Source organism: Arthrobacter sp. MYb224, assembly GCF_002975455.1.
In the GTDB taxonomy this organism is placed as follows: Bacteria; Actinomycetota; Actinomycetes; order Actinomycetales; family Micrococcaceae; genus Glutamicibacter.
In genome coordinates, this window is sequence record NZ_PCPU01000005.1 from 140,281 (window position 1) to 163,830 (window position 23,550).

Consider the following 23,550-nt stretch of genomic DNA (forward strand, 5'->3'; position numbering starts at 1 on the left):
ACATTTTGATGTTTTGTGATCTTTTCAAGATACTAACAATCACAAACGATCTTTAAACGAGTATAGAGTTAGAACCCGCTCTTGAGAATGCCTCGGGGAAAAATAAATGCGCCGCCCCCTATTTAAGGGAGCGGCGCATCGCCACGACTCTTGCACCGTCACCTTTTCAGGTCCGAGGGCGCAGAACGGAGATTAGCTATTCAGAGCAGCGATAGCGGCATCGTAATCTGGCTCGGTGGTGATCTCTGGAACGATCTGGCTGTAAACAACCTTGCCGGTTTCATCCAAAACGACCACAGCGCGGGCCAGCAGGCCTGCCAGCGGGCCGTCGATCTGGGTTAGGCCGAAGTCAGCACCGAAATCCGAGCGGAAGACGGAAGCTGCCACAACGTTCGCGATGCCTTCGGCGCCACAGAAGCGGCCCAAGGCGAATGGCAGGTCGGCGGAGGCGCACACCACGGTGGTGTTTTCCAGGCCGGCAGCCAGCTCGTTGAATTTACGGACGCTGGCAGCGCATACGCCGGTATCAACGGATGGGAAGATGTTCAGCACCACGCGACGGCCGGCCAGTGATTCACTGGTGACCTCTGCGAGGTTGGTGTCGGTCAGGGTGAAGGAAGGTGCCTGCGCGCCAACGGCAGGCAGCTCGCCAATAGTCTGGACAGGGGTATCTTTGAATGCAGTAATAGCCATACTTCATTGTCTATCACGAATGGCCAGATCCCAGCCATATTTCGGCCAGAGCGCAACGAAGCAAAGCTCACTTTCACCCTTCGCCCCGATTTTTCGCAGCACAAGCGTACCTTCCCATGACAGACTCAGTGCATGGATACGGCCACCGACCTCAACGCATATGCAGCAAAAATGCGTGCGTTAACCGAAGAAGGTACTGATCTTGAGGTCGACGTTCGCTTCGTGGACATGCTTTGTTCGCGTGCCGCAACGATCTTGGACATCGGTTGCGGCATTGGAAACGCCGTCCACGGGTTAAGGTTCCGCGGTCACAACGCCTACGGGATCGATCCCACCGAAGCAGTGCTGCAGGTCGCCGCGGAACTCCACGACCCGGCATGGTTCCGCCCCATCAGTGCCACCGAGATTTCCGTTGATAATTTAGTCCGTGCCGAGCTTCCCGTTGCCTACGATGCAATACTGCTGTCGGGAAATGTTCCTGCGTTCCTGAGCCCGGCCGAGTTCAGCACCTGCTTTGCACTGCTTGGCGAACTGCTTAGACCCCAAGGTGCACTCATTCTCGGAACTACCAGCGCGTTGCGCGGCGGCCCGAAAGATCAAGATGAAGCCTCGAAGACGACCGAGCTGCTGCTCACTCACCGTTACGCGGATTGGCATCTGAACCCTTTTTCGGATGATTCCCCCTGGTCCGTAAGCGTCTTCGCCCGCACCGAAACACGCGAGTTTCCGCAAACTCCGGACGGAAAGTTCATCCTCGGTCGCTGACCAGTTCCCCGGCCCGATACACGCTGTGGGTCAGAGGCATTCCCGGACGATAGGCAAGGTGAGCCGCCGTGGCTGCTTGAAGTACGTGCAGGTCCGCGCGCTTCCCGACCTCGATCGAGCCGACTTTATCTGCCACTCCGAGCGCCATCGCACCGCCCATGGTGGCTGCCTCAATCGCTTCGGCGAGGCTGAGATTCATTTGCAGCACCGCCGTCGCCACACAGAAATTCATGTTGCTGGTGTAGCTGGTGCCGGGATTGCAGTTGCTGGCCAAGGCGATCACCACTCCGGCATCCAGCAGTTCACGCCCCGGAGCCAGCGGCTGGCGGGTGGACAAGTCGCAGGCCGGAAGGCAGGTGGCGACCACTCCGCGGTCGCCCGTGCGCTGTCGGGCATTCCACGCGGACCAGGTTCCGGCGAGCGCATCGATGTCGCCGAGCTCCAGATAGTTCACGTGGTCCACCGAGAGGCTGCCGAATTCGACCGCCAGTTGAGTTCCGGCGCCCGGGCCTAACTGGTTTCCGTGGATCTTGGTGGCCAATCCCCGATCCTTTGCCGCTTGCAGCACCTTGCGCGATTGCGCTTCGCTGAAGGCTCCGCGCTCGCAGAACACGTCCACGAAATCTACGGTTCCGGCCACGGCGTCAAGCATCGGTCCGGCCACCTCCGCGGTGTACTCGTCCGCGTCCCGTCCGGCAGGGACGAGGTGTGCGCCGAGAAAGGTCACCTGATCGACCAGCTCCCGGGCCAATCGTGCATGGCGGACCTCTTCATCGAGGGTCAGCCCGTAGCCGGTTTTGGTTTCCATCCAGGTGGTGCCCATGGCCAAGGCTTCCGCCCGGCGTGCGGATACCAGTTCACGCAGCGCTTGGTCATCGGTGGCCCGGGTAGCCGTGGTAGTCACGGCTATTCCGCCCGCCGCATAGTCTTCCCCGGCCATCCGGGCCACGAATTCATCCGCGCGATCTCCGGCGAAGATCAGGTGGCTGTGCGAATCCACCCAACCGGGCAGGACCGCGCGTCCGTCCAGATCCGTGACCTTCTCTGCCGACGGTGCCTGCTGCGCTGCACCCACCCAATCGATGATTCCATCGCGGATCAGCACCGCCGCGTTGCTGAGCACGGTGCCCTCGCGGTCTACGGTGCACAGCTGGGAGATGTTGGTCAGTAAGTGGGTGTTCATCTACCTTGATTCCTTGGGTTCACTGCGTGTGAGGGCACCCCTGCCTCTGAGGTGTGCCCTGAGGGCCTCCTCAGAGACTATTCAATAGAACCTGGCCAGTGAAGTTCCGCGGCCAAATTGAATCCGGTATTTCGGACAAAGTGAGCCGCCCCAGCAATGCGCTGAGGTGGCTCACTATCCAGTGTGGCGTAGCCGTCTAGCGGTATTGGCGCTCCCTGCGGCCCTGCGCCGGAACGATGTTCTGGTTCACCCGGAACAGGTTCCCCGGGTCATAGACGGCCTTAATGTGGCTCAGCCGCTCATAGTTTTCCCGGTAAGCGCTCTTCACCCGATCCTCGCCCTCGTCCATCAGGAAGTTAACGTACGCACCTCCCGCGGTGGTCGGATGCAGGGCCTCGGAATAGGCTTGCGTCCAATCGGTGATCAGCTTGGCCTTGGCCGGATCTGGATCCACCCCGACGATGACTCCGGCCCAGCCGCCCTGGCGGTAGGCGAAGGCCGTGTCCTCGACCGGAACACGTGCTGCCGCCCCGTCGATGGGATACAGGTGCATGGTGGAGTGGCCCGTGGGAAGCTGCGCACCGAAGTAGTTGTGGACCTCGATCGCGGTGTCGGTCAGCTCGGTGACGAAGTCCGCCCTCCAGTACCACTGCATCCCCGCCGGGTAGAGCGCATCGAAGGCCTGCTGCAGGATGTTGAACGGCATCTCGTGCGGCCCCACCAAGAGCGGGTTGCCGAATTCCTTCACCGGGGCCATCACCTGCTCGGCCAGCTCATGGGCTCCGGTGTAGCACCAGAGGATCCCGCAGGCCTGCCGGCCCCACAGCTCCTCCGGGAACGGCGCGGCACCCGGGATGGTCAGCAACCCGATCCAGCCCGAAAGTTCCTCCGGCAGCGAAGGCTGTATTTCCCGGTACCAGCGCATGACCTCGGTGGTGTCGGAGATGTCGTAGAGCACCGGCCCGCCGATAATGATCCCGTTCTCGCCGATGTCGTGGGTGCGGAAGGTGAAGGAGGTGACGACCCCGAAGTTTCCGCCTCCCCCGCGCAAGGCCCAGTACAAGTCCGGGTGGCGGTTCTCATCGGCGGTGACCAGGGCGCCATCGGCGAGCACCACATCGGCGGAGAGCAGGTTATCCACCGTCAGTCCGAAGCGCCGGGTCAGGTAGCCGATGCCGCCGCCCAAGGCCAAGCCTCCCACGCCGGTGGAGGCAATGAAGCCGCTCGGGGTTGCCTGGCCGAAGGCCACCGTTGCATGGTCCACATCTGCCCACGTGGCGCCGCCGTCGACCCGCACGGTGTGCGCCGCAGGGTCCACGGTGGTGCTACGCAGCGCCCCCAAGTCGATGACCAGCGCGTCGTCGGCGATGCCCAGGCCTCCGGCGTTGTGCCCGGCGCCGCGTACCGCTAGGAGAAGCTCGTGCTCGCGCGCGAAGTTCACGCAGGTGATCACGTCCGCGGTGTCCGCCACGCGGGCAATGGCTGCCGGATATTTGTCAATCATCGCGTTGTATACGGCGCGGACCTTGTCATAGTCGGGGTCCTCGGGCAAGGTCAGCGGCCCGCGCAGCGCTGCCGCGAGGTCTGCAAGGATTTCTGTCTTGCTACCCATGACCAACTCCTTCGTTCGGTTCTCTTGCTGGGTTTTACCCACCCTAGGAGCCCGCGCGTTCGTCTGGCGTTCGCAGCGTTCGCAGCCGTGCTATCCCAACCGTTCGCGTAGCCGCAGCAGGGCCGGGCTCCAGCAGCACTCCCCAAGTTCTTCGGCCTGCCGCAGTGCTGCATCCAATTCGGTGCGGGCCAGATCCAACTGGCCGTGGTCGGCGAGCGCATCCGACAGCAGCATGCGCCAGTAGGGCATCCTCGCCAGCGCACCTTGTGCCTCGAGGGCACTGATGCCTTCGTGGATCCGGGTGATTCCTGCGCTGCCGCCGGCGTACCACCCGGCGAAGATCTCGGCCCACTGCCCGTAGTAGGCGATCTCGTAGCGGCGGCATATTTTAAGTAGTTCAGCGATCCGCAGGCTCAGTTCCGCCCGGTCCCCGGCAAGCTGATGCAGCAGGCACACATACCCCAGAGCCACCGCCCTGGTATAGGGATGCCCGGAGGCGGCCGCCCTGGTCAGCGCTTCTGAGCCTAAGCGCAGGGCCTGCTCCGTGTGGCCGGCAAGCCAATGCGCGTGCGAGGCCCACGCTCGCGCATGGATTTCAAGCCGTGTGCCCAGGATGAACGAATAGCCGTTCTGTCCGCTCTCGTAGCAGGCGGCAAAATGCTCGATGGCTTCCTGATGCCGGCCCAGGGCCAACGCACCACCCGCCACCGCGAAATGCGATTGGCCAGTCAGGTCGGCATCTCCTTGCGACAGTTCCAGGGCGTGCAACCCGATGCTGTGGCACAACGGGTTCTTGCCTTCGACGTAGCGCCCGGCGAACAGCCCGATCAGGCTTGCGGCGAGAGCCTTCGGGTGGCCCAATTCTTGGGCCAACTGCGCCGTGCGTTCGAGATTGTCCAGTAGTTCGGGTGCCGAGTAGCCGCGCAACGCGGTCAGCGGTGAGGACATGGCCGTCCGGGTGGAAAGCTCCCGTTCGTCGCGTTCGCGCCCGGCAGGCTGGGCGGAGATCAGTTCCAAAGCGGTACGGAAGTTGACCAGCGCGGTTGAATTTGCATAGATCCTTGAAGCCGCCGCTCCGGCGCTGAGCGCAAAATCCAGGGCACGACCGGGGTTTGAACCCAGCGCGTATTGTTCGGCGAGCACCGCGGCTACCGGGTCGAGATTTGCGGAGTGCAGTAATTCCAGGGATTGGGCCAGCCTGCGGTGAAGCAGCCAACGGTTGGCCGGAGTAACCTTCTCGTAGGCTGCCCGGCGCACCAGATGATGCACGAAGTCATAACCATTTCCTGCCGGTAGCAGAATTCCCAATCGCCACAGTTCATCCACCGCACCGACCAGGTCATGATTCTCCAGATCTGCTGCCTCGCTGAGCAGGTCAAGGGTGATTTCGCGGCCGTACGCGGAGGCAAGCTCCGCCAAGTGCTTGGCCGCGGGTGAGAGCTGTTCGAATCGATGATCAAGCACCGCATAGAATCCAGTGTCCTGCAGATCCCCGGATGATGAGGCAGCTCGGGCCGCTTCGAGAATGAACAGCGGGTATCCGCCTGTCGCGGCGTGCAAAAGCTTACCTTGGGAGCCGGTCAGCGCCTGGCCGCGAACTCGTGCAGCAAGTTCGGCGCTCTGCTCGACCCCCAGCGGTTCGAGGCTCAGTTCGCCCAGCGCGCCGGCGTTTCGCAGCGTGGTTAGCATTCCCGCCACGGCGGGGCTGCAAGCGGCGTCTGGGGTGCGCATGGTGGCCACGAGCAGGAGTTGGCTGGTATGAGGTCCCGAAAACAGGAAAGATATCCAGGCAGCGGTGTCGGCATCACACCAGTGCAGGTCATCGAGGATCAAAAGTATCGGACGGCCCGCGGTACCCATCGCGCGGGCCAGCCCTTCGAAAAACCTGTAGCGTTGCCAGGCATCAACCATAGCCCGGTTTCCCGCGTGGGCTTCGGCGCGTTGCGGCTCGCCCAGCAGCCCGGGCAGCAACCTGCCCACCTCGCGTTTGAGCTCCACTGGCAATCCAGCCAGTAGCGGGGCGAAGGCTCGATCACGCAACCAACCGGCCACCGGCGCAAGCGGGATGAGCCCACCGGAGTCCACGCAGCGTGCTCGGGCAATCAAGGCGCCGGTAGCGCGGGCATGGATTTCGAGCTGTCGGGCCAGGTGGGTCTTGCCTACTCCCGGCCCGCCTTGGAGCACTACCATTGATCGTTTTCCGCGCACCGTCTCGGCCCAGAGCTGTTTCAGGGTGTTCGTCTCGGTTTCACGCCCAGTACTTTCCTGTCCGCCATCGGCCGATTCGCTTCGTGGACTTGACGCGCGTTGGGCACCGGGTTGCATCCGAGGCAGCATTTTTTGAATCAGCGACTGGGTATCGCGGCCCGGAGCGACGCCCAGTTCGTTGTCCAGAACCTCAGCGCACTTATGGAAGGTGTACATGGCCGCCGTATCTTCGCCCAGCGACATCTGCACGCGCATCAGGTCCCGATACCCGGCCTCCTCCAAGGGTTGGACATCCACGCGTCTCTGCGCCATGGCTAGGGCTCGATGGCCCTGGCCCCTGTTCAGCCATCCATCGGTGGCCTGGGCGCACAACTGCGCGCACTGCCCCGCGAGCCGTTCACGCGAATGCAACACCCAGTCGGCGTAGCTACCGGGCATCAGCTCACCCAGGTATTCGGCTACCGCTAGTTCGGCATGATCCAAGAATCGCTGATCATCTCCGCGCGCGGTGGCAGCCTCTGCTTTGGCCCGCTGTTCGGCGAAAATTTGGGCGTCTACGCGAATCCCGGCACTGCCCAACCAGGAAATGGCCCCATCGGCAGTGCCCAGGCAGTCCACCTCGCCGAGCCCGATGCGCAGGTTATGAAGTTCGCGGCGCAGATTCGTTTGTGCTTGGGAGTCGCTGGATTCCGGCCAGAAGGTTCCCGCTAAAAGCAGCCGTGGTATTTGGACTCCGGGATGCAACACCAGATAGGCCAACAATTCAAGTGCCCGCGATCGGCCCGAGAGAACATCAGCGCCCCACGCGGTGAGCCGCTGTTCCCCAAACAAATTCAGATATAGCACTATTGGCCTTCCCCGAGTTGGCCCCACATATCATTGTGGCACCACCTAACTGGTGCCACAATGCCCAGACGACGCGGAACGCAAAACCGCCCGCGCTTCCGGGAACGGAAGCACGGGCGGTTTGGTGTTGCTGCTTAGCGGCTGGCGACGAAAGCCTGCACACAGGCCTCGATGTCCTCGGCCGAATGCGCGGCGGAGAGCTGCACACGGATGCGCGCGGCCCCCTTCGGCACGACAGGGAAACTGAACGCGGTGACGAAGACGCCATGCTCCAGCATTTTGCCGGCGACTTCAGCGGCCTTGACCGCGTCCCCGAACATGACCGGGATGATCGCGTGCTCGCCGTCGAGGAGGTCGAAGCCCTCCTCGGTCATCCGGCGGCGGAAGTGCGCCGCGTTTTCGAAGAGCTTCTCGCGCAAATCTCCGGATCCTGCCACCAGGTCAAGGGCGGTCAGCGTGGCTGCCACGATGGACGGGGCCAGCGAGTTGGAGAACAGGTATGGGCGTGCCTTCTGGCGGAGCATCGCCACGATCTCCCCGCGGCCGGAAACGTAGCCGCCCGAGGCACCGCCCAACGCCTTGCCGAAGGTTCCGGTGTAGATATCAACCCGGTCCGAGACGCCGGCGTGCTCCGGGGTTCCGGCACCGTTGGAGCCCATGAAGCCCACCGCGTGGGAATCATCGACCATCACCAGTGCGCCGTACTTGTCCGCCAGGTCGCAGATCGCTTCCAGCGGGGCCAAGAATCCGTCCATGGAGAACACGCCATCGGTGACGACGATGGTGCGCCGGGCACCGGCGCCGTCGTTCATGGCGGCGGCCGCCTGCAGCTGGGTTTCCAGGTCTTCCATGTCCTGGTTCTTGTAGCGGAAGCGTGCCGCCTTCGACAGGCGAATGCCGTCGATGATCGACGCGTGGTTCAGCGCGTCGGAGATGATCGCGTCTTCGGCGCCGAACAGGGATTCGAAGACACCGCCGTTGGCATCGAAGCAGCTGGAGAACAGGATGGTGTCTTCGGTTCCGAGGAATGCCGAGAGCTTGGCTTCAAGTTCCAGGTGCAGGTCCTGGGTGCCGCAGATGAAGCGGACCGAGGCCATGCCGAAGCCGCGATCATCCATGGCGTTCTTGGCCGCGTCGATGATGCGCTGGTCGTCGGCCAGACCTAGGTAGTTATTCGCGCAGAAGTTCAATACCCGGCGGGATTCGCTTCCCAGCGAGCCGGCCATGATCGATGCGGACTGCGCCGAGTCGATGTGGCGTTCGGCCTTGAAGAGGCCCGAATCCTTAAGCTGCTCCAGTTCCGCGGACAGCTGGTCTTTCATATCTGTATACATGTCATATCTCCTAGAAAACTGTCCAGTCCAAAACAACTTTGCCGCCGTGTCCCCCACGAGCGGCGGTGAAGCCTGCTTGCCATTCGGTAGCCGGCAGGAAGTCGGTGACCACCGAGGCGACGCGTTCACGCAAAATATCAGAGGTGGTGAGCATGGCGCTCATGGCGTACCAGGTCTCGAACATTTCGCGCCCGTAGATGCCCTTCAGGGTGAGCATGTGGGTGACGACCTTGCCCCAGTTGATATCGATCGATTCACTGGGCAGGCCGAGCATGCTGATCTTGCCGCCGTGGTTCATGTTTTCGATCATTTCGGGCAACGCGGTCTTGTGACCAGACATTTCCATGCCGAAGTCGAAACCCTCGCGCATTCCCAATTCCTTCTGGGCTTCGGCGATTCGCTGTTGGGCCACGTTGATCGCCAGGTCCACGCCCATGGTGCGGGCCAGCTCCAGGCGCTGCTCGGACACGTCGGTGATGGCGATATTGCGGGCGCCGGCATGGCGGGCCACCGCGGCGGCCATCAGGCCTATGGGGCCGGCTCCGGTGATGAGCACGTCTTCGCCGACCATGGGGAACTGCAGCGCGGTGTGCACGGCGTTGCCGAATGGGTCGAAGATAGCGCCGAGCAGCGGGGTGATGCGCTCGTCGCGGTGAACATATACGTTGCTTTCGGGGATCGCCACGTATTCGGCGAACGCGCCATCGCGCTGCACGCCGACGGAGTTGACGTTGATGCACATATGGGGGCGCCCGGCCCGGCAGTTGCGGCACAGGCCGCAGACCACGTGGCCTTCGCCGGAAACCCGGTCACCGATCTTAACGCCTTGCACGAACGAGCCGACCTCGACGACCTCACCGTAGAATTCGTGGCCGGGGACCAGCGGGGTGTTGATCATGGCCTTCGCTGCATCGTCAAAGGCTTCGATGTGCAGATCGGTGCCGCAGATTCCGGCGGTCATCACACGGATTTTGACATCGTGGACGCCGACCTCCGGCTCTGGCCGGTCGACGAGTTCCAGGCCGGCATGTGGTCCGGACTTGTACAGTGCTTTCATGCTGGTTCCTTTGGGATCGGGCATCGGGGTGCGTGCACGACAGACTTGGGGTTGTTTCAAGTGTCGCACCCAACAGCATGGGAAGAAACCTTAGACGAACTTCGATTTCCTGATCTAACGATTTAGTATTTACTTCATGGAATTACATCAGTTGCGGATTCTTCGCGAGCTAGCGGATTTAGGCAGCGTCAACGCGGTCGCGAAGGCCCTGTACGTCTCACCGTCGGCCGTGTCCCAACACCTCGCGCAGTTGCAGCGCGGCTTCCCAGCCGCGCTGACTCAGAAGGATGGACGCCGGCTGGTGCTAACGGCCGAGGGAAAGTTGCTGGCTTCGGCCGCCGCCTCGGTTGCCTCGACCTTGGCCGAGGTCGAGGCGAAGATCCGCACACAGGACCAAGACCTCGAGGTGCCAATACATATCGCGGGGTTCCACTCCATCGGGCAGACGATCTTCGCTCCGCTGCTGACCTACCCGGAAGGGGAGCTACCCCCGCTGCGCTTCTCCGATGAGGATGTCTCGCAACAGGACTTCCCGGCACTGACCTCCGGCTACGATTTGGTACTGGCCCACCGCATGCCGCATACCGCGCCTTGGCCGGAAGAACGCATTGCCGTGATCCCGCTGGCCTTTGAACCCTTGGATATCGCAATTCACCGCGATCACCCGTTGGCAGCGTACTCCGAGCTCTCCCCGGAACAAGTGATCGACGAGCGGTGGGTGGTCTCGCGTTCTGGCTATTCGCCGGCCGACGTCCTGGAGACCATCGCCGCCCTCGCCGGCCGGGCACCAATGGTGGAACACCGAGTCAATGACTACGCCACCGCCGGGGCATTGATTGAAGCCAGCAAATGCCTAGGAATCTTGCCGCGGTACACGGCGCGCAACACCCTGGATGAAACGGTGATTTTACGACCAATCAAAGGCTTGAACTCAGGTCGACAAATCGACCTTCTACTGCGGGCGGAGCATTTGCACCGCGGCACGGTAAACGATGTCATCAACGCCATCCGCAGTACGGTGCAGCGGCTGGTAATCAGCTGAGGCAGCAATACGCAATCACCCCTAGGCACGAAACCGCAAGGCAAAACCCTCTTTTGCATGTCGGTCACTGGCCCGCGAGCGTGCCCGATGGCTTTCTACCCACCGCCGCCGCCTTTTATGGTGGCCGCGGAATGGCTCCGGGTACGGAAGACGCCCGCCCCTCGAAAGGGACGGGCGTTTAGAAGCAGTTCATTATCAGCCGTTGAAGGCGTCCGGATCTGGACCGGTGCGGCCATCCCGGTCCAGCGCCTCAATCGCGGACATCTGGTCAGCGGAGAGCTCAAAGCCGAACAGGTCTAGGTTGGCGGCGATCCGCGCGGGGGTGACCGACTTCGGGATAATGATCCTTCCTTCCTGCAGGTGCCAGCGCAGGATCACCTGCGCGGCGGTGACATTGTGCATTGCGGCAATCGCCAGAATCGATTCCTCGCTCAGCAGCGCTCCCTGCGCCAGTGGGCTCCAGGCTTCCGTGGCGATGCCGTGCTCGGCGTTCGCGGCGATCACTTCGCGATTCTGCAGTGCCGGGTGCAGCTCGACTTGATTGACCGCCGGAACGATGTCCGCCGCCTCGACCAGCTTTTCCAGATGCCCCGGCTGGAAGTTCGATACGCCAATGGCACGGACTTTCCCCTCGGAATAGAGCTTTTCGAGCGCTTTCCACGAGTCGACGTAGAGATCTTTCGCGGGCGCCGGCCAGTGGATCAGGAATAGATCCAAGTAGTCCAGGCCCAGGCGTTCAAGGCTCGCCCCAAAGGCTTCGAGGGTCTGCTCGTAGCCCATATCGGCGATCCAGAGCTTGGAGGTGATGAACAGTTGATCACGGGCTATGCCGGACTCGGCCAGGGCCTTTCCCACGCCTTCTTCGTTGCCGTAGATCGCGGCGGTGTCAATGCTGCGGTAGCCAGCGTCCAGCGCGGCGGCGACGGCTGCCGTGGTCTGCTCATTTGGCACTTGGAAGACTCCGAAGCCCAGCTGCGGCATTTCGATGCCGTTGTTGAGCGTGAGGTTTGGGATTGAATTGGTCATGGGACTCCCTTTGAGAATTTTTTCTGGTCATTCAGTGGTTAGTTGAGCGGTGAAAGCCCGGTCGGTGAAAGCCTGCGGCCTAGTTTGCTGCCATAACCGCGGTTCGCGCAGTCGACGGCTCCCGCTTGGCCAACGAGGCGGCCAGCAGCATCAACAGCAGCGCGGCGAGGGTGATGGCGGCGCCAATCCAGATCGGCGAGGTGTAGCCAAGCCCCACGGCGATGCCCACCCCGCCGGCCCAAGCGCCGAGGGCATTGCCGACATTAAAGGCGCCGATATTTGCTCCGGAAGCCAGCGTCGGGGCAGTCCCGGCGTAGCGCATGATGCGGCTTTGCAGGCCGGGAACGGTGCCGAAGCCGAATCCACCCATGAGCAGCAGGGCCACGACGGTGGCTATCGGGCTTGCTGCCAGAGCACCGAAGCCCACCAGGACAACAACCAGGGAGGCGATGAAGATCAGCAGCGTGCGGTCGATGTTCCGGTCGGCCATGCGTCCGCCGAACCAATTGCCAACGAACAGCCCCACACCGAAGAGCACCAGCAGCCAGGGGACGGCTCCGGAGGCAAAGCCGGATACTTCGGTCAGCGTGTAGGCGATGTAGGTGAAGGCACCGAACATCCCGCCATAGGCAAGCACCGTGACACCCAGCGAGAGCCACACCTGCAGGGAGGCGAAGGCGCTCAGCTCCCTGCGCAGGGATACCGCTTCGGCGGCATGCCGGAGCACCGGCACCAGAAGCAGGATGCCGATCAGTGCGAGCACCCCGATGCCGGAGATGGCCCAGAAGGTGGAACGCCACCCCGCCTGCTGGCCCAGGAAGGTTCCGAAGGGAACGCCAAGGACATTGGCGGCGGTCAGTCCGGTGAACATGATGGCGATGGCCCGCGCCTTCTTGGCCCCGGGCACCAGATCCGCGGCGACGACGGTGCCGATGCCGAAGAAGGCGCCGTGGCATAGTGCGGCGATCACCCGCCCGATCATGGCCCCCATATAGTCCGGGGCGATGGCGGTGAGCGTATTGCCGATGATGAACAGCACCAGCAGCCCCACCAATACCGGTTTGCGCGGCAGGCGCACGGTGGCGGCGGTCAGCCCGAGAGCGCCGACCACCACGCTCAGCGCGTAGCCGGAGATCAGCCATCCTGCGGCCGCTTCGCTGACGCCGAAGTCCGCCGCCACCTCGGGCAGCAGGCCCATGATCACAAATTCGGTGAGCCCGATGCCGAAGGCACCTAGGGCCAGCGCGATGAGTCCCAGTGGCATTTGCTTACTCCTGATAAACTTGAACAATAGTTGCAGACGCTTGTTATTGCGCCGATGGGTTAAATAGTTGCACACGCAACTAATGCGCGCAAGCAATCATTTTGGAGGATGAAGTGGGAATCGCAGACGACGCGGTCGAAATCCGTGCCCACGGGTGGCGTACATTGGCGGCCTTGCACGGAATTATCGAGTCCGCACTGGAAAAAGACCTCAGCGCAGAAGTCGGCTTGTCTGTGGTGGAGTACACACTTCTGGACGCGCTGAACCGGCAGGACGGCTGGCATATGCGCATGGCGCAACTGGCCCGGGCGACCGCGCTGAGCCCCAGCGCCACCACACGCCTGGTGACCCGTTTGGAAGATCGCGCCCTGCTCTCCCGGGTGCTCTGCGCCGATGACCGACGCGGCATCTACACCGAGCTGACGCTCGCCGGCCAGCAGCTTTACCGCAAGGCGAAGCCAATTCACGACGCAACCCTGGAACGCGTGCTCAAGGAGGCCGAGCAGCAGCCCGAACTCGCACCGCTAGCCCGGATCCTGCCTCAGTTCCCTTCCGCCTAGCCCTCTGCCACTTCCGCGAAAGGCCACGACCCCCGTGATACCCCGCTTCTCCGCCGTGCTTTTCGACTGCGACGGCGTCCTCGTAGACTCCGAACTGATCACCAATTCGGTCCTCCGCACTATGCTGCTCGAGCTGGGCTGGGAGATCGGCGTGCAGGATTGCCTGGAGATTTTTATCGGCAAGGCACTGAAGGACCAATGGGAACCGATTTACGCGCACACCGGATTCCGCATCGACGATGCGTGGCTCACCAGATTCCGCGCACGCCGAGATGATGCGCTGCGCAGCGCGCTGGCCCCGATCGACGGCGCGGCCCACGCGGTAGCCGCGATCGCCAAGACCTACGGGTCAAAGATCGCCTGCGCCTCCGGCGCGGATCGAGGCAAAGTGGAAATGCAGCTTTCGGTTACCGGCCTGGCCCCCTGGTTTGGAGATCGCGTATTCAGCGGCATGGAGTATCCGCGCAGCAAGCCAGCACCGGATGTGTATCTGGCAGCCGCCGCGGCCCTGCAAATTGACCCGCTTCAGGCGCTGGTCATCGAGGATACCGTCACCGGAGTCACCGCCGGGGTGGCAGCCGGCGCGACGGTGTTCGGCTTCGCCAATGGCGGTCCCAGCAGCACCGCGGCCGAGGACCTGCTGGCGGCCGGGGCAAGCCGGATTTTCAGCAGCATGGACCAACTGCACGCGCTGACCATCAAGGATTAGCGTCCCGGGTCTCTGGCCGGGATTACGCAGCCGACGCCGCTGGCGGCGTGCGTCACCGTGTTTCCGAAAGTGCTCAACTACCGCGCAGGTTGCTGCAGCGCACGGTCGAGGGTCACCGCCAGCTTTCGCCAATAACCTAGTTCATACACGACAATCACGGTGAGCGGCGAGCACAGCAGCACCAGCAGGCAAGCCCAGGCCGGAAGGCCCCATTGGCTCAGCAGGACCGCAGCCAGCGGCATCAGAAACGTCGGTAGATGCGCCAGGGTAAACATCGCAGCGTCCAGCAACCAGGTCAGCAACGAGGCGATGATCAGCATGAAGATGAATACCGGAATCGCCAAGGCGAGGATCACCACGACCGGATCCGTGGCGGCCTGCGGGTCATAGGCGTAGCCGACCGTATGCAGCCCGGCACCAATCGCGGCGATGCAGGTGAACAGGGCAATATGACCGTAAATCCACGCGGAAGCCTTGTCTCGCCGCTGATGCAGGACCGGCCCGGAGGGCAGCTGAAAGTATGCCCACCACAGGCTGAAAGAGATCAGCACGCCTACCGAGACCACCACCACGCTCTCAAAGCTCCAATTCGAGCCCGCCGAGATCGCGCGGGCCGCCGCCAGCGTTCCCACGATGCATTCGCCGAGAGCGATGATGGCCATCAAGCCATAGCGTTCGGCAATGTGGTGGGCATGCCAGGGAATGCCTGATTCGCCGCGCCGGCGGGCCACCTTCTCGGCAATCAATGGCGCACTGAAATCGATGACCCAGAAAATTGCCAGGCAGACCAAGGCCGGAACCAGCGACAGCGGAAGGAAAAGGAACGAGGTCCAGCCGATCTGCGCGATGCCCACGCCGATAGCGTTTCCGCGGGCCACCACTCGGTGCCGCGGGTCCTGCCGGGCGACTCGCAGCCATTGCCCGATCAGCGCGATGCGCATGACTATGTAGCCGACTACCATCACATTGGCATCCAGCACCGCCCCATGATCTATGGATTGGAACATCATCGGGATGCCGACCGCCAGCACGATGACGCCCGCCATCTGCACCAGCGTCAGGCTCCTGAACAGCCAATCGTCATTGTCGAAGGCCGAGGCCAACCAGGCATAGTTGGCCCAGGCCCAGACGATCGCCAAGCAGGCGATGACAAAGGAAACGATGGCCGGCAGATAATGGCCTACCTCGATGCCGTGGGCCAGCTCGCTACCGGCCACGCCGAAGGCGGTGACGAAGGTCAGGTCGAAGAATAACTCCAGGGTGCTGGCGGACCTGTTTTTCTCCTGCGGATCCCGGCCGCGCATGCGCCGCAGGCCATGCTGGTAGAAATTATCTCCCGTGCTTACGGTCATCGATACAGCCTTTTCGAACGGCAACTTGCGAACAGCAATAGAATATTGGACCGAACACTGAAATACGCAAGCAACCGCCATCGACCACCGCTTCTTTGCTACTTCCCGGCAGCGTCAAGCTCGTGCTTCAGCGGGAAGTACCAGCGCATGTTCTCGCGCAATTTATCCGAGTCACCGCGTGCCCAATTACGCATCAGCTCCCCGCCGAAAGAAATCGCGGTCACCGGCTGCGCGCCGGCGGAGATCATCCGGTCGAAGGCCCGATCGTGGGCCACCTGCGAAATTCCTCCCACGGCATCGGCTACCGGGTAGACCTCGTATCCTTCGGCCAGCATGTCCAAGGTCGGGAAGGTCAGGCAGACTTCGGTCCACAGCCCGGCCATCACCACCTTGCGGCGGCCGCTGCCCTCGATGGCCCCACGAAATTCGGCGTCCTCCCACGCATTGACACCGCTGCGGTCAATCTCCGGCACTCCGGGCAGCTCGTCCTTGATGTGCTGCGCGGTGCCCTCGTTCACGCCCATGTCCACGCCGACCGTGGAGAGCACCACCGGAATCTCGTATTTCATGGCCAGGCGGCACAGCGCCACGACGTTCAAGTCGATCCGCTCACGGGTGGCCGAGGTGACGGTGCCGTACTGCTCGGGCTGGTAATCGATCAGCGCCAAGACGCAGTTCTGCGGTGTCAGCAAGTGATCGTGCGCTTGATCGCGGATCGGTTCCGGCGAGGTCTTCTTGGACATCTGCTTCTCCTTCAGGGCCTATTCACCAACGAAAAGGGGTACGTGGAAAACACGTTATCCTACGCGGTGCGGCGGAACCAGAGGCCAGAGCGAGGCGCGCGCGAATGCCTTCGGCCCATTGGACCGGCCCAAGGCAGGCGCCTGGGCAGCAAGGCGCGACGGCACCGCCAATGCGGGATTCTCCTCCGGCTCCAGCTGCACCATTGCGCCAAGTGGCACACTCTTGCGCGCCGGGACCAGACGGATCACCCATCGAATCCCACCCGGCCGAGGTTCCGCCGAGCGTTCGGAAGCCATCTGGCCAAATGACGGCTCCCTAGTTGACGTGCTGCGCCTGCTGGTCCGCTTCGAAGTAGCTGACCAGGCCTTCCTCCAGACCGGGAATCTGCAGCGTCTGCCCCGACGAGCGCAGCGAACGGGCACCCAAATCACCCACGGCGACGGCAGCCCGGGCAGCCAGCGGCGAGGTTTCGGTCGCTCCCCCATCACGGGCGAAACGCAGGAATTCGGCGATCAGATTCGGGTCGGCGCCGCCGTGGCCCGCATCATCACCCTTGATCTCAACCTTCAGATCCGGTTCGGCGAAACCATGCGTGGTGCGGGTGTTCCACACGTGGATGAAGTCCCCGGGGCCGTCACCGAAGTTCTCCAACCTTCCGGCGCTGCCGATGACCGTGTAATTGCGCCAGTAGTCGGGGGTGAAATGGCACTGCTGATAGGAGGCCAGCACCCCGTTATCCAGCTTCATCTGAACCATCGACAGATCCTCCACATCAAGCTTCGGGTTCAGGCCGCGCTGCGCGGACGGCGGCCAGTTCTCCAGGGAGAACCAGTCGCGCAGGCGCAGGTCCGCATTGTTCCGCCGGTCCTCCACCTGACCGTAGACCGCCAGCGATCCGACGCCGGAGACCTGGGTGCTGTAGCCGTTGGCCAGCCAGTGGATGACATCGATATCGTGGGCCCCTTTCTGCAAGAGCAAGGTATTGCTGTATTGGCGTTCGGCGTGCCAGTCCTTGAAATAGTAATCTCCGCCGTTGCCCACGAAGTGCCGGCACCACACGGCCTTCACCTCGCCGATGGCACCCTGTTCGATCAGCTGCTTCATCTGCCAGATCACCGGCATATGGCGCATATTGTGCCCGACGTACAATCTGGTGCCGGTGCGCTGGGCGGCGGCCAGGATCTCGTCGGCGCGCTCCAGGGTGATGTCCAGGGGCTTTTCGACAAAGGTGGGGATACCCGCTTCCAGCGTGCGGAGCACTACGTCGCGGTGCGTGAAATCCGGGGTGAGGACCAGGACCGCGTCGAGGCCGGCGTCCAGCAATACCTGCAGGTCCGCGGTGACTTCCGCCTCGGGCAAGGCCGCCCGGGCATCCTCGCGGCCGCGCTCGCTGGTATCGCAGACGATCCGGACCACGCTGCCTTCCCCCGGACGTTGCAGGTAGCGGTGCAGCGAAGCCCGCAGTCCGAAGCCGACGATTCCGACCTTGAGGTCCATGTAGTTCTCCTTTTGATTGGCGCCCTTGCGGCGCGCAGCAAATATTTGATGACCGGATGAAGCCGGCGCGGCTAGCCTGAGCCGAGGTTCAGCGGGCCGGGGAAGAAACAGCGGGCCGCATGATCACCCTGCAGCGGGTCCAGCCGCGGCTCGGAGGCGGCGCAGCTGGGTTGCGCGATGGGACAGCGGGTATGGAATCGGCACCCCGTCGGCGGGTCGATGGGCGAGGGCGGATCCCCCTGCAGCAGGATCAATTCACGCGGTGTGCTCGAACCCTGCCGGAGTTCGGGCGCCGCAGAGAGCAGCGCCTGGGTGTAGGGGTGGGCGCTGTGCTCATAGACCCTGTCGTAGCTTCCGGATTCGACCACCTTGCCCAGATACATCGTCGCGACGCTGTCCGAGATATGCCGGACAATCTGCAGGTCGTGGGCGATGAACACGAAGGTCAACCCGAGTTCCTGCTGCAGATCCTGAAGCAGGTTGACCACCTGGGCGCGCACCGACACATCCAGGGCCGAGACCGCCTCATCGCAGATCAGCACCCGGGGATTCAGCGCAATGCCGCGGGCAATGCCGATGCGCTGCTGCTGGCCGCCGGAGAAGTTATGCGGATAGCGGCTCAAATGATCCGGGTTCAGCCCCACCAATTCCATCAGCTCCGCGATCTTCGCCCGCCGCCGGGCACGGGGCACCAGATCGGGATGGATTTCGAAGGGTTCAAGCAGGATCTGCTCGATGGTCATCCGCGGATCGAGCGAAGCGTAGGGATCCTGGAAGATGAGCTGGATGTTCCGGCGCATCAGGGCACGCTCGGCACGCTGCAGCTCGTTGATGTCCACCCCGTCAAAGAGCACCTGGCCTTCGCTGGGCTTTTCCAGCCCGGAGAGGATGCGGGCAAGTGTGGACTTCCCGCAGCCGCTCTCACCGATGATCCCCAGCGTCTGCCCGGCGGGCACCTGCAGGTCCACCCCGTCCAGCGCCTTGAGCACCTTCTTCGCTCCGAAGGGCAGCGGCCGGGCTACCGGATAGTGCATCCTGATATCGCGCAGTTCCATAATCGGTCCGGATGCTGTCTTGCCGGTCCGCGGCTCAGTGGCTGTATGCGGCATGACTCGGTACCTCCTGGGAATGGAAACAGGCCGATTGGCGTCCGGCCGAGATGGCCTCCAGCGCGGGCACGGCGGCGGTGCAGGCTTCGTCGGCCAGGAAACACCGGTTGGCGAACGAGCAGCCCACGGGAATGTTCAACAGGTCCGGCGGGCTGCCGGGAATCGCCGGAAGCCGGTGCCCCTTGAGCGCTTCACTGGCCACGGATTCGGCGAGCCCCCGGGTATAGGGGTGGCGCGGCGCGGAAAGCACCTGGGCGGTCGGCCCCTGCTCGATGATCCGTCCGGCATACATGACCGCTACCTGGTCGGTGACCTCGCGCACCACCGAAATATCGTGGGTGATCAGGATCAGGCCCATATTGTTCTCCGCCTGCTGCTCCTTGAGCAGCTCCAGAATCTGGGCCTGCACGGTCACATCCAGGGCGGTGGTCGGTTCGTCGGCGATCAGCAGTTCGGGTCCCAAGGCCAGCGCCATGGCAATGACAATGCGCTGGCGCATGCCGCCGGAGAATTGGTGCGGGTAGTCGTTCACCCGGCTGGCCGCGGCCGGGATGCGCACCCGGTCCATCATCTCGATGGCCGCGGCCTTCGCGGCCTTGCGGCTGTAGCCGCGGTGCACCCGGAACAGCTCGCCGATCTGCCGGCCCACCGGATGCACCGGGTTCAGGGCGCTGAGCGCGTCCTGGAACACCATGGACATGCACGGGCCGGTCAGCTGCCGGCGGCGTTTGGCGCCGATGGACAGCAGGTCTTCGCCGTTGAGCAGGATTTCGCCGCCGGCGACCCTGGCCGGAGGGGTGTCGAGCAACCCCATGATGGTCCGGGCGGTCACCGACTTGCCGGATCCCGACTCGCCCAGGATGCCCAGGCACTGGCCGGCGGCAAGCTGCAGGTCGACGCCGTTGATGGCGGTCGCGGTGCCCTGGGGCGTGGCGAACTGGACGCGCAGGTCGCGGATTTCCAGCAGCGGCCGCGGGGCGTGGTGCGGTTGCCTCATTACTTTCCTTTCGGGTCGAATTCGTCGCGCAGCGCTTCGCCGAAGAGCACGAAGCCGAGCACCGTTATGGTCAGGAAGATCGCGGGGAAGAGCAGCAGGTGCGGTGCGGCGTCGATGTAGTCGCGGGCGGCCGCCAGCTGCAATCCCCAGGAGACCGCCGGCGGGGTCAGCCCGATGCCGATGAAGGTCAGCCCGGCTTCCGCGGAGATCATGCCGCCCACCCCGAGGGTCTGCAGCACCAGCAGCGGGGTGACGGCGTTGGGCACGATGTGCTTGGCGATAATGCGCCGGTTGCCGGCGCCGAGCAGCCGGGCGGCCTGCACATATTCGCGGTGCCGGATCTCGAGCACCGAGGAGCGCATGAAGCGCACCCCGCCGGGCCAGCTGAACAGTGCCAGCGCGAAGATCACGGTCCAGATATTGCGCTGGCCGAACAGCTGCAGCACCACGATCGCCGCCAGGATGAACGGCAGGCCGAAGGCCATATCGCAGATGCGGGAAATGACCGCGTCCACCCAGCCTCCGAAGTAGCCGGCGATCGCGCCCACCAGGGCGGCAATGGCGAAGGCGATGGCCGAGACCACGATGCCCACCAGGATGGAGGCCCTGGCCCCGTAGATCACGTTCGTGTAGTAGTCGCAGCCCTGGATGTCGATGCCGAAGAGATGCGCGGCGCTCGGGGCCTGGTTGGAGAGCATGATGTCGCAGTTCTCGGTCGGTCCGGCGCCGAATCCGGTGAACAGCTGCGGAAAGGCCGCCATGATGATCATCAGCAGCACGATCGTGCCGGAGATGGCCAGCCGGGGGCGCAGCCACCAGCGCCGGTGGGCGCCGCGGCTCGGAGCCGGGGCCCGGTCCACCGCCTGGGCGCCGTCGCCGGGGCCGATTGTTGTGCTTGTCGCGCTCATATTCTCACCCGTGGATCGATTAGGCCGTAGGTCAGGTCAACCAGGAGGTTGAAGACCAGGTAGACCAGCACCAGCAGGGTGGCGATGCCCACCACCACGGTGCCTTCCTTGTTGTTGATGGAGGAGACCATCAGCCCGCCGATGCCCGGCAGATTGAAGATGGCCTCGATGATCACTGCCCCGCCGAGCATCCCGGCCAGGCTCAGGCCCAGGTAGGTGACCACCGGGATCATGGCGTTGCGCAGCGCGTGGCCCCAGATGATGCGCCGCGGAGTAAGGCCCTTGGCCTTCGCGGTACGCAGGTACTCGGCGCGCAGAACGTCCACCAGCGAGGTGCGGGTCAGCCTGGCCAGGCCGGCGGCGGCCTCCAGCGCCATCACCAAGGCAGGCAGGATGAAGGCCATCGGCCATCCGGCGCGGATGCCGGCCGGATCGACCCAGCCCAGGTGCACGCCGAAGTAGGTTTGGGCACCCAGCGCGATGACGAACCCCGGCACCCCCATGAACAGGACCGTGAAGACCAGTGCGAAGTGGTCCCCGGTTTTCCCGGCACGCAACCCGCCGTAGACCCCGATGAGCAGGCCGATGAAAAGCTTGAGCACCCATGCGGTCAGGGCGAGGGCCAGCGTGGTTGGCAGGCGTTCCAGGATCAGGCCCAGCACCGGGCGGCCGAAGAAGTCGATGCCGAAATCGCCGCGGAAGACGCCGAGGATGTAGTTTCCGTACTGGACGAAAAACGGATCATCCAGATGGTAGGCCTGGCGGATCTGCGCCACGGTGGCTTCCGGCAAGGGACGCTCCCCGGTCAATGCCGAAATCGGGTCACCGGGCATCAGGAAGGTCAACGCGTAGATGATGAATGTGGCGCCGAGCAGCACCGGGATCATCTGCCCGATACGCCGAACGGTATAGCCCAGCATGGGTACTCCCTCATCACAATAGGTGGCTGGCGCGGCCGCAAGATCTTCGTGCGGCCGCACCAGCCAAACGGAACCGTTGCTAGCAGCCGTAGCCGGCGCGGTAGTACTGCAGGTCTCCCTGGACGTCGTTCAGCTGCGCGCACTGCGACTGCAGTCCGTAGTCGGTGGGGATGAACAGCGGGATCGCCGGCAGATCCTCGACGATGATCGCCTCGGCTTCGGTGTAGAGCTTCGCGGCCTTGGCTTCGTCCATTTCTGCGCGGGCCGCACGCAGCAGCGTGTCGACCTTGTCGTTCGAGTAGCCGGTCACGGCGTTGCCGTCTCCCCCGGTCTCGTACTGGCTCAGGTACTGGTCCGGCGACATGTAGGACCAGCCCCACAGGCCGAACACGGCTCCATCGAGCTTCTGGCTGTTGCGGCGTTCGGAAAGCTCGGTGCCCAGGGTGGGCTTCAGCTGCACCTTGATGCCCAGGTTGTCCTGGATCTGCTTGGTCAGCGCTTGGACCAGCTGCTGGTCCGAGGCGGAGTTGCTCTCGATGATCAGCGTGCCGTCAAACCCGCCGCCCTCGGCCAGGATCTTCTTGGCCCGCTCCGGGTCGAAGACGCAGTCGGCGCAGGAGCCGGACACATAGGAGCCCAGCGACGGAGGCACCAGCGAATCCGAGGTTTGCGCATGGCCCTTGAGCAGCGAGGCGGCAATGGCTTCGCGGTCGATGGACAGCGAGATGGCCCGGCGCAATGCCGGGGACTTCAGTTCCTCGACGTATTCGGGGATCTGCAGCGTCTGCTGCTTGGAGGCGGTTTCCACCTCGTAGAGGGCCTGTTCGCCCAGCTGGTTCTTGGCTTTGTCGACCATGGTCGCCGGCACATTGCGGATCATGTCGAGGTTTCCGGCGGTCATGTCGGTGTAGGCGGCATCCACCGCGGTGTAGATCTTGCCGACCAGCTTGTCCGCACCGCCGGAGAATCCTTCGGCGCCCTTGAAGCCGTCCCATTTCTCCAGGACGACCTGCTGGTTATGGTCCCAGGAGATGAACTTGTAGGGGCCGTTGGAGACCGGGGACTGCTCGTAGGCGTCCAGGTCTTCGAAGGCGGATTCCGGCATGGGGCAGGTCGGATTGGTGCTCAACAGCTTCGGGAAGTCGGCGTTCGGCGCGTTCAGGGTGACCCTCAGATGGGTTTCGTCGACAACCTCCACCCCGGAGAGCTTTTCGGTCGAAGCCTTGCTGCCATCGGTCGGGTTTAGTTCTTCGTAGCCCTTGAAGGAGACGAAGGTACCGTTGCCTTGCCAGGCGTTGGAGCCGGTGGCTGTCGCGTTCCAGGCCTCGGCGAAGGAGTATGCGGTGACCGGCGTGCCATCGTGGAAGGTCCATCCGTCCTGCAGCTCGATGTCCCAGACCTTGGCGTCCTGGCTGGTGACGGACTTGGCGGCCAATGGCTCCAGTTTCTGGCTCTGGGAGTTGACCTCCATCAGGTTCGCGCAGAGCGCCATGCCGATCTGGCTTCCGGGTTCCTTCTGCGGAGTGATGCTTTTTGGTTCCGTCGACATGAATGTCAAGGTCGCGTCTGATCCTTCGGCACCGGTTGCGGCCGTGCTCGACGATGAGCATCCCGTGGCGAGGAGCGCCAACGAGGCCACCCCCGCAACGAACGCGATTTTCTTGGATTGTTTCATCCTTTTCCTCCCTGATTTACGGCATTCCGGGCACGAGCGCCAAGGCAGT

20 protein-coding genes are annotated in these 23,550 nt (G+C 63.4%); 4 read left to right on the forward strand and 16 right to left on the reverse strand.

The features are described 5' to 3' along the window. Window positions 1-192: 192 nt before the first annotated feature. On the reverse strand, window positions 193-693 hold the full coding sequence (gene tpx / locus CQ017_RS11245; protein WP_105553780.1) for a thiol peroxidase: 501 nt from the start codon (window positions 691-693) through the stop codon (window positions 193-195). 132 nt (window positions 694-825) lie between these two features. Here tpx and CQ017_RS11250 point away from each other — a divergent pair, with 132 nt between their 5' ends. After that, window positions 826-1,458 carry a bifunctional 2-polyprenyl-6-hydroxyphenol methylase/3-demethylubiquinol 3-O-methyltransferase UbiG gene (locus CQ017_RS11250; protein WP_105553781.1) on the forward strand — a complete coding sequence of 211 codons (633 nt, stop codon included), beginning with the start codon at window positions 826-828 and terminating at the stop codon, window positions 1,456-1,458. Here the strand turns inward: CQ017_RS11250 and hutI are convergent. From hutI to tdh, 5 genes are all read right to left on the reverse strand, one after another. Then, on the reverse strand, window positions 1,442-2,641 hold the full coding sequence (gene hutI / locus CQ017_RS11255; protein WP_105553782.1) for an imidazolonepropionase: 1,200 nt from the start codon (window positions 2,639-2,641) through the stop codon (window positions 1,442-1,444). The two genes, CQ017_RS11250 and hutI, sit on opposite strands and share 17 nt — an antisense overlap. Window positions 2,642-2,837: 196 nt before the next feature. After that, window positions 2,838-4,253, reverse strand: a complete 1,416-nt coding sequence (locus CQ017_RS11260; RefSeq protein ID WP_105553783.1) for an FAD-binding oxidoreductase — start codon at window positions 4,251-4,253, stop codon at window positions 2,838-2,840. Window positions 4,254-4,343: 90 nt separating this feature from the next. Beyond that, on the reverse strand, window positions 4,344-7,307 hold the full coding sequence (locus tag CQ017_RS11265; protein ID WP_181148490.1) for an AAA family ATPase: 2,964 nt from the start codon (window positions 7,305-7,307) through the stop codon (window positions 4,344-4,346). A gap of 134 nt (window positions 7,308-7,441) precedes the next feature. Beyond that, on the reverse strand, window positions 7,442-8,641 hold the full coding sequence (locus tag CQ017_RS11270) for a glycine C-acetyltransferase (RefSeq protein WP_105553785.1): 1,200 nt from the start codon (window positions 8,639-8,641) through the stop codon (window positions 7,442-7,444). Between the two features lie 10 nt (window positions 8,642-8,651). Beyond that, a complete protein-coding gene (gene tdh, locus CQ017_RS11275) occupies window positions 8,652-9,698 on the reverse strand; it encodes an L-threonine 3-dehydrogenase (RefSeq protein WP_105553786.1) in 1,047 nt (348 codons plus the stop codon). Between the two features lie 136 nt (window positions 9,699-9,834). Here tdh and CQ017_RS11280 point away from each other — a divergent pair, with 136 nt between their 5' ends. Further along, on the forward strand, window positions 9,835-10,740 hold the full coding sequence (locus CQ017_RS11280) for a LysR family transcriptional regulator (RefSeq protein ID WP_105553787.1): 906 nt from the start codon (window positions 9,835-9,837) through the stop codon (window positions 10,738-10,740). Window positions 10,741-10,935: 195 nt separating this feature from the next. On the opposite strand, the gene CQ017_RS11285 is transcribed toward CQ017_RS11280, so the two are convergent. Both CQ017_RS11285 and CQ017_RS11290 read right to left on the reverse strand, forming a co-directional pair. After that, window positions 10,936-11,766: an aldo/keto reductase gene (locus CQ017_RS11285; protein ID WP_105553788.1), complete on the reverse strand. Its 831-nt coding sequence runs from the start codon at window positions 11,764-11,766 to the stop codon at window positions 10,936-10,938. A gap of 79 nt (window positions 11,767-11,845) precedes the next feature. Continuing rightward, window positions 11,846-13,030 carry an MFS transporter gene (locus tag CQ017_RS11290; protein ID WP_105553789.1) on the reverse strand — a complete coding sequence of 395 codons (1,185 nt, stop codon included), beginning with the start codon at window positions 13,028-13,030 and terminating at the stop codon, window positions 11,846-11,848. Window positions 13,031-13,143: 113 nt separating this feature from the next. Between CQ017_RS11290 and CQ017_RS11295 the strand changes: the two genes are divergently transcribed. Continuing rightward, window positions 13,144-13,590, forward strand: coding sequence for a MarR family winged helix-turn-helix transcriptional regulator (locus CQ017_RS11295; protein WP_105553790.1), 447 nt, complete (start codon window positions 13,144-13,146; stop codon window positions 13,588-13,590). Between the two features lie 34 nt (window positions 13,591-13,624). Then, entirely contained in the window at window positions 13,625-14,299 is a 675-nt protein-coding gene (locus CQ017_RS11300; protein WP_258133599.1) for an HAD family phosphatase, read from the forward strand. A gap of 77 nt (window positions 14,300-14,376) precedes the next feature. Here CQ017_RS11300 and CQ017_RS11305 read toward each other — a convergent pair whose 3' ends face one another. The 8 genes from CQ017_RS11305 to CQ017_RS11345 form a co-directional block, all read right to left on the reverse strand. Beyond that, on the reverse strand, window positions 14,377-15,651 hold the full coding sequence (locus tag CQ017_RS11305) for a low temperature requirement protein A (RefSeq protein ID WP_181148488.1): 1,275 nt from the start codon (window positions 15,649-15,651) through the stop codon (window positions 14,377-14,379). 98 nt (window positions 15,652-15,749) lie between these two features. Beyond that, on the reverse strand, window positions 15,750-16,394 hold the full coding sequence (locus CQ017_RS11310; RefSeq protein ID WP_105553792.1) for an isochorismatase family protein: 645 nt from the start codon (window positions 16,392-16,394) through the stop codon (window positions 15,750-15,752). A 316-nt stretch (window positions 16,395-16,710) separates the two neighbouring features. After that, a complete protein-coding gene (locus CQ017_RS11320) occupies window positions 16,711-17,892 on the reverse strand; it encodes a Gfo/Idh/MocA family protein (protein WP_105553794.1) in 1,182 nt (393 codons plus the stop codon). A 71-nt stretch (window positions 17,893-17,963) separates the two neighbouring features. Further along, on the reverse strand, window positions 17,964-19,001 hold the full coding sequence (locus CQ017_RS11325; RefSeq protein WP_105553795.1) for an ABC transporter ATP-binding protein: 1,038 nt from the start codon (window positions 18,999-19,001) through the stop codon (window positions 17,964-17,966). Then, the gene (locus CQ017_RS11330) at window positions 18,982-19,998 is read right to left on the reverse strand and encodes an ABC transporter ATP-binding protein (RefSeq protein WP_105553796.1); all 1,017 of its coding nucleotides are present in this window, start codon (window positions 19,996-19,998) and stop codon (window positions 18,982-18,984) included. The genes CQ017_RS11325 and CQ017_RS11330 overlap by 20 nt, the downstream gene beginning before the upstream one ends. Beyond that, complete coding sequence (locus CQ017_RS11335) at window positions 19,998-20,906, reverse strand: ABC transporter permease (RefSeq protein WP_105553797.1); 909 nt, start codon at window positions 20,904-20,906, stop codon at window positions 19,998-20,000. Before CQ017_RS11335 ends, CQ017_RS11330 begins: the two co-directional genes overlap by 1 nt. After that, the gene (locus CQ017_RS11340) at window positions 20,903-21,826 is read right to left on the reverse strand and encodes an ABC transporter permease (protein ID WP_105553798.1); all 924 of its coding nucleotides are present in this window, start codon (window positions 21,824-21,826) and stop codon (window positions 20,903-20,905) included. The genes CQ017_RS11335 and CQ017_RS11340 overlap by 4 nt, the downstream gene beginning before the upstream one ends. A 79-nt stretch (window positions 21,827-21,905) precedes the next feature. After that, a complete protein-coding gene (locus CQ017_RS11345; protein ID WP_105553799.1) occupies window positions 21,906-23,501 on the reverse strand; it encodes an ABC transporter substrate-binding protein in 1,596 nt (531 codons plus the stop codon). Between the last annotated feature and the right edge of the window lie 49 nt (window positions 23,502-23,550).

Bases quoted from the DNA above. Each gene is read 5' to 3' on its own strand.
- CQ017_RS11310 (WP_105553792.1), bottom strand. From the start codon at position 16,394: ATGTCCAAGAAGACCTCGCCGGAACCGATCCGCGATCAAGCGCACGAT.
- hutI (WP_105553782.1), bottom strand. From the start codon at position 2,641: ATGAACACCCACTTACTGACCAACATCTCCCAGCTGTGCACCGTAGAC.
- CQ017_RS11280 (WP_105553787.1), top strand. From the start codon at position 9,835: ATGGAATTACATCAGTTGCGGATTCTTCGCGAGCTAGCGGATTTAGGC.
- CQ017_RS11345 (WP_105553799.1), bottom strand. From the start codon at position 23,501: ATGAAACAATCCAAGAAAATCGCGTTCGTTGCGGGGGTGGCCTCGTTG.
- tdh (WP_105553786.1), bottom strand. From the start codon at position 9,698: ATGAAAGCACTGTACAAGTCCGGACCACATGCCGGCCTGGAACTCGTC.
- CQ017_RS11325 (WP_105553795.1), bottom strand. From the start codon at position 19,001: ATGCCGCATACAGCCACTGAGCCGCGGACCGGCAAGACAGCATCCGGA.
- CQ017_RS11290 (WP_105553789.1), bottom strand. From the start codon at position 13,030: ATGCCACTGGGACTCATCGCGCTGGCCCTAGGTGCCTTCGGCATCGGG.
- CQ017_RS11250 (WP_105553781.1), top strand. From the start codon at position 826: ATGGATACGGCCACCGACCTCAACGCATATGCAGCAAAAATGCGTGCG.
- CQ017_RS11260 (WP_105553783.1), bottom strand. From the start codon at position 4,253: ATGGGTAGCAAGACAGAAATCCTTGCAGACCTCGCGGCAGCGCTGCGC.
- tpx (WP_105553780.1), bottom strand. From the start codon at position 693: ATGGCTATTACTGCATTCAAAGATACCCCTGTCCAGACTATTGGCGAG.
- CQ017_RS11335 (WP_105553797.1), bottom strand. From the start codon at position 20,906: ATGAGCGCGACAAGCACAACAATCGGCCCCGGCGACGGCGCCCAGGCG.
- CQ017_RS11320 (WP_105553794.1), bottom strand. From the start codon at position 17,892: ATGGACCTCAAGGTCGGAATCGTCGGCTTCGGACTGCGGGCTTCGCTG.
- CQ017_RS11285 (WP_105553788.1), bottom strand. From the start codon at position 11,766: ATGACCAATTCAATCCCAAACCTCACGCTCAACAACGGCATCGAAATG.
- CQ017_RS11270 (WP_105553785.1), bottom strand. From the start codon at position 8,641: ATGTATACAGATATGAAAGACCAGCTGTCCGCGGAACTGGAGCAGCTT.
- CQ017_RS11305 (WP_181148488.1), bottom strand. From the start codon at position 15,651: ATGACCGTAAGCACGGGAGATAATTTCTACCAGCATGGCCTGCGGCGC.
- CQ017_RS11330 (WP_105553796.1), bottom strand. From the start codon at position 19,998: ATGAGGCAACCGCACCACGCCCCGCGGCCGCTGCTGGAAATCCGCGAC.
- CQ017_RS11340 (WP_105553798.1), bottom strand. From the start codon at position 21,826: ATGCTGGGCTATACCGTTCGGCGTATCGGGCAGATGATCCCGGTGCTG.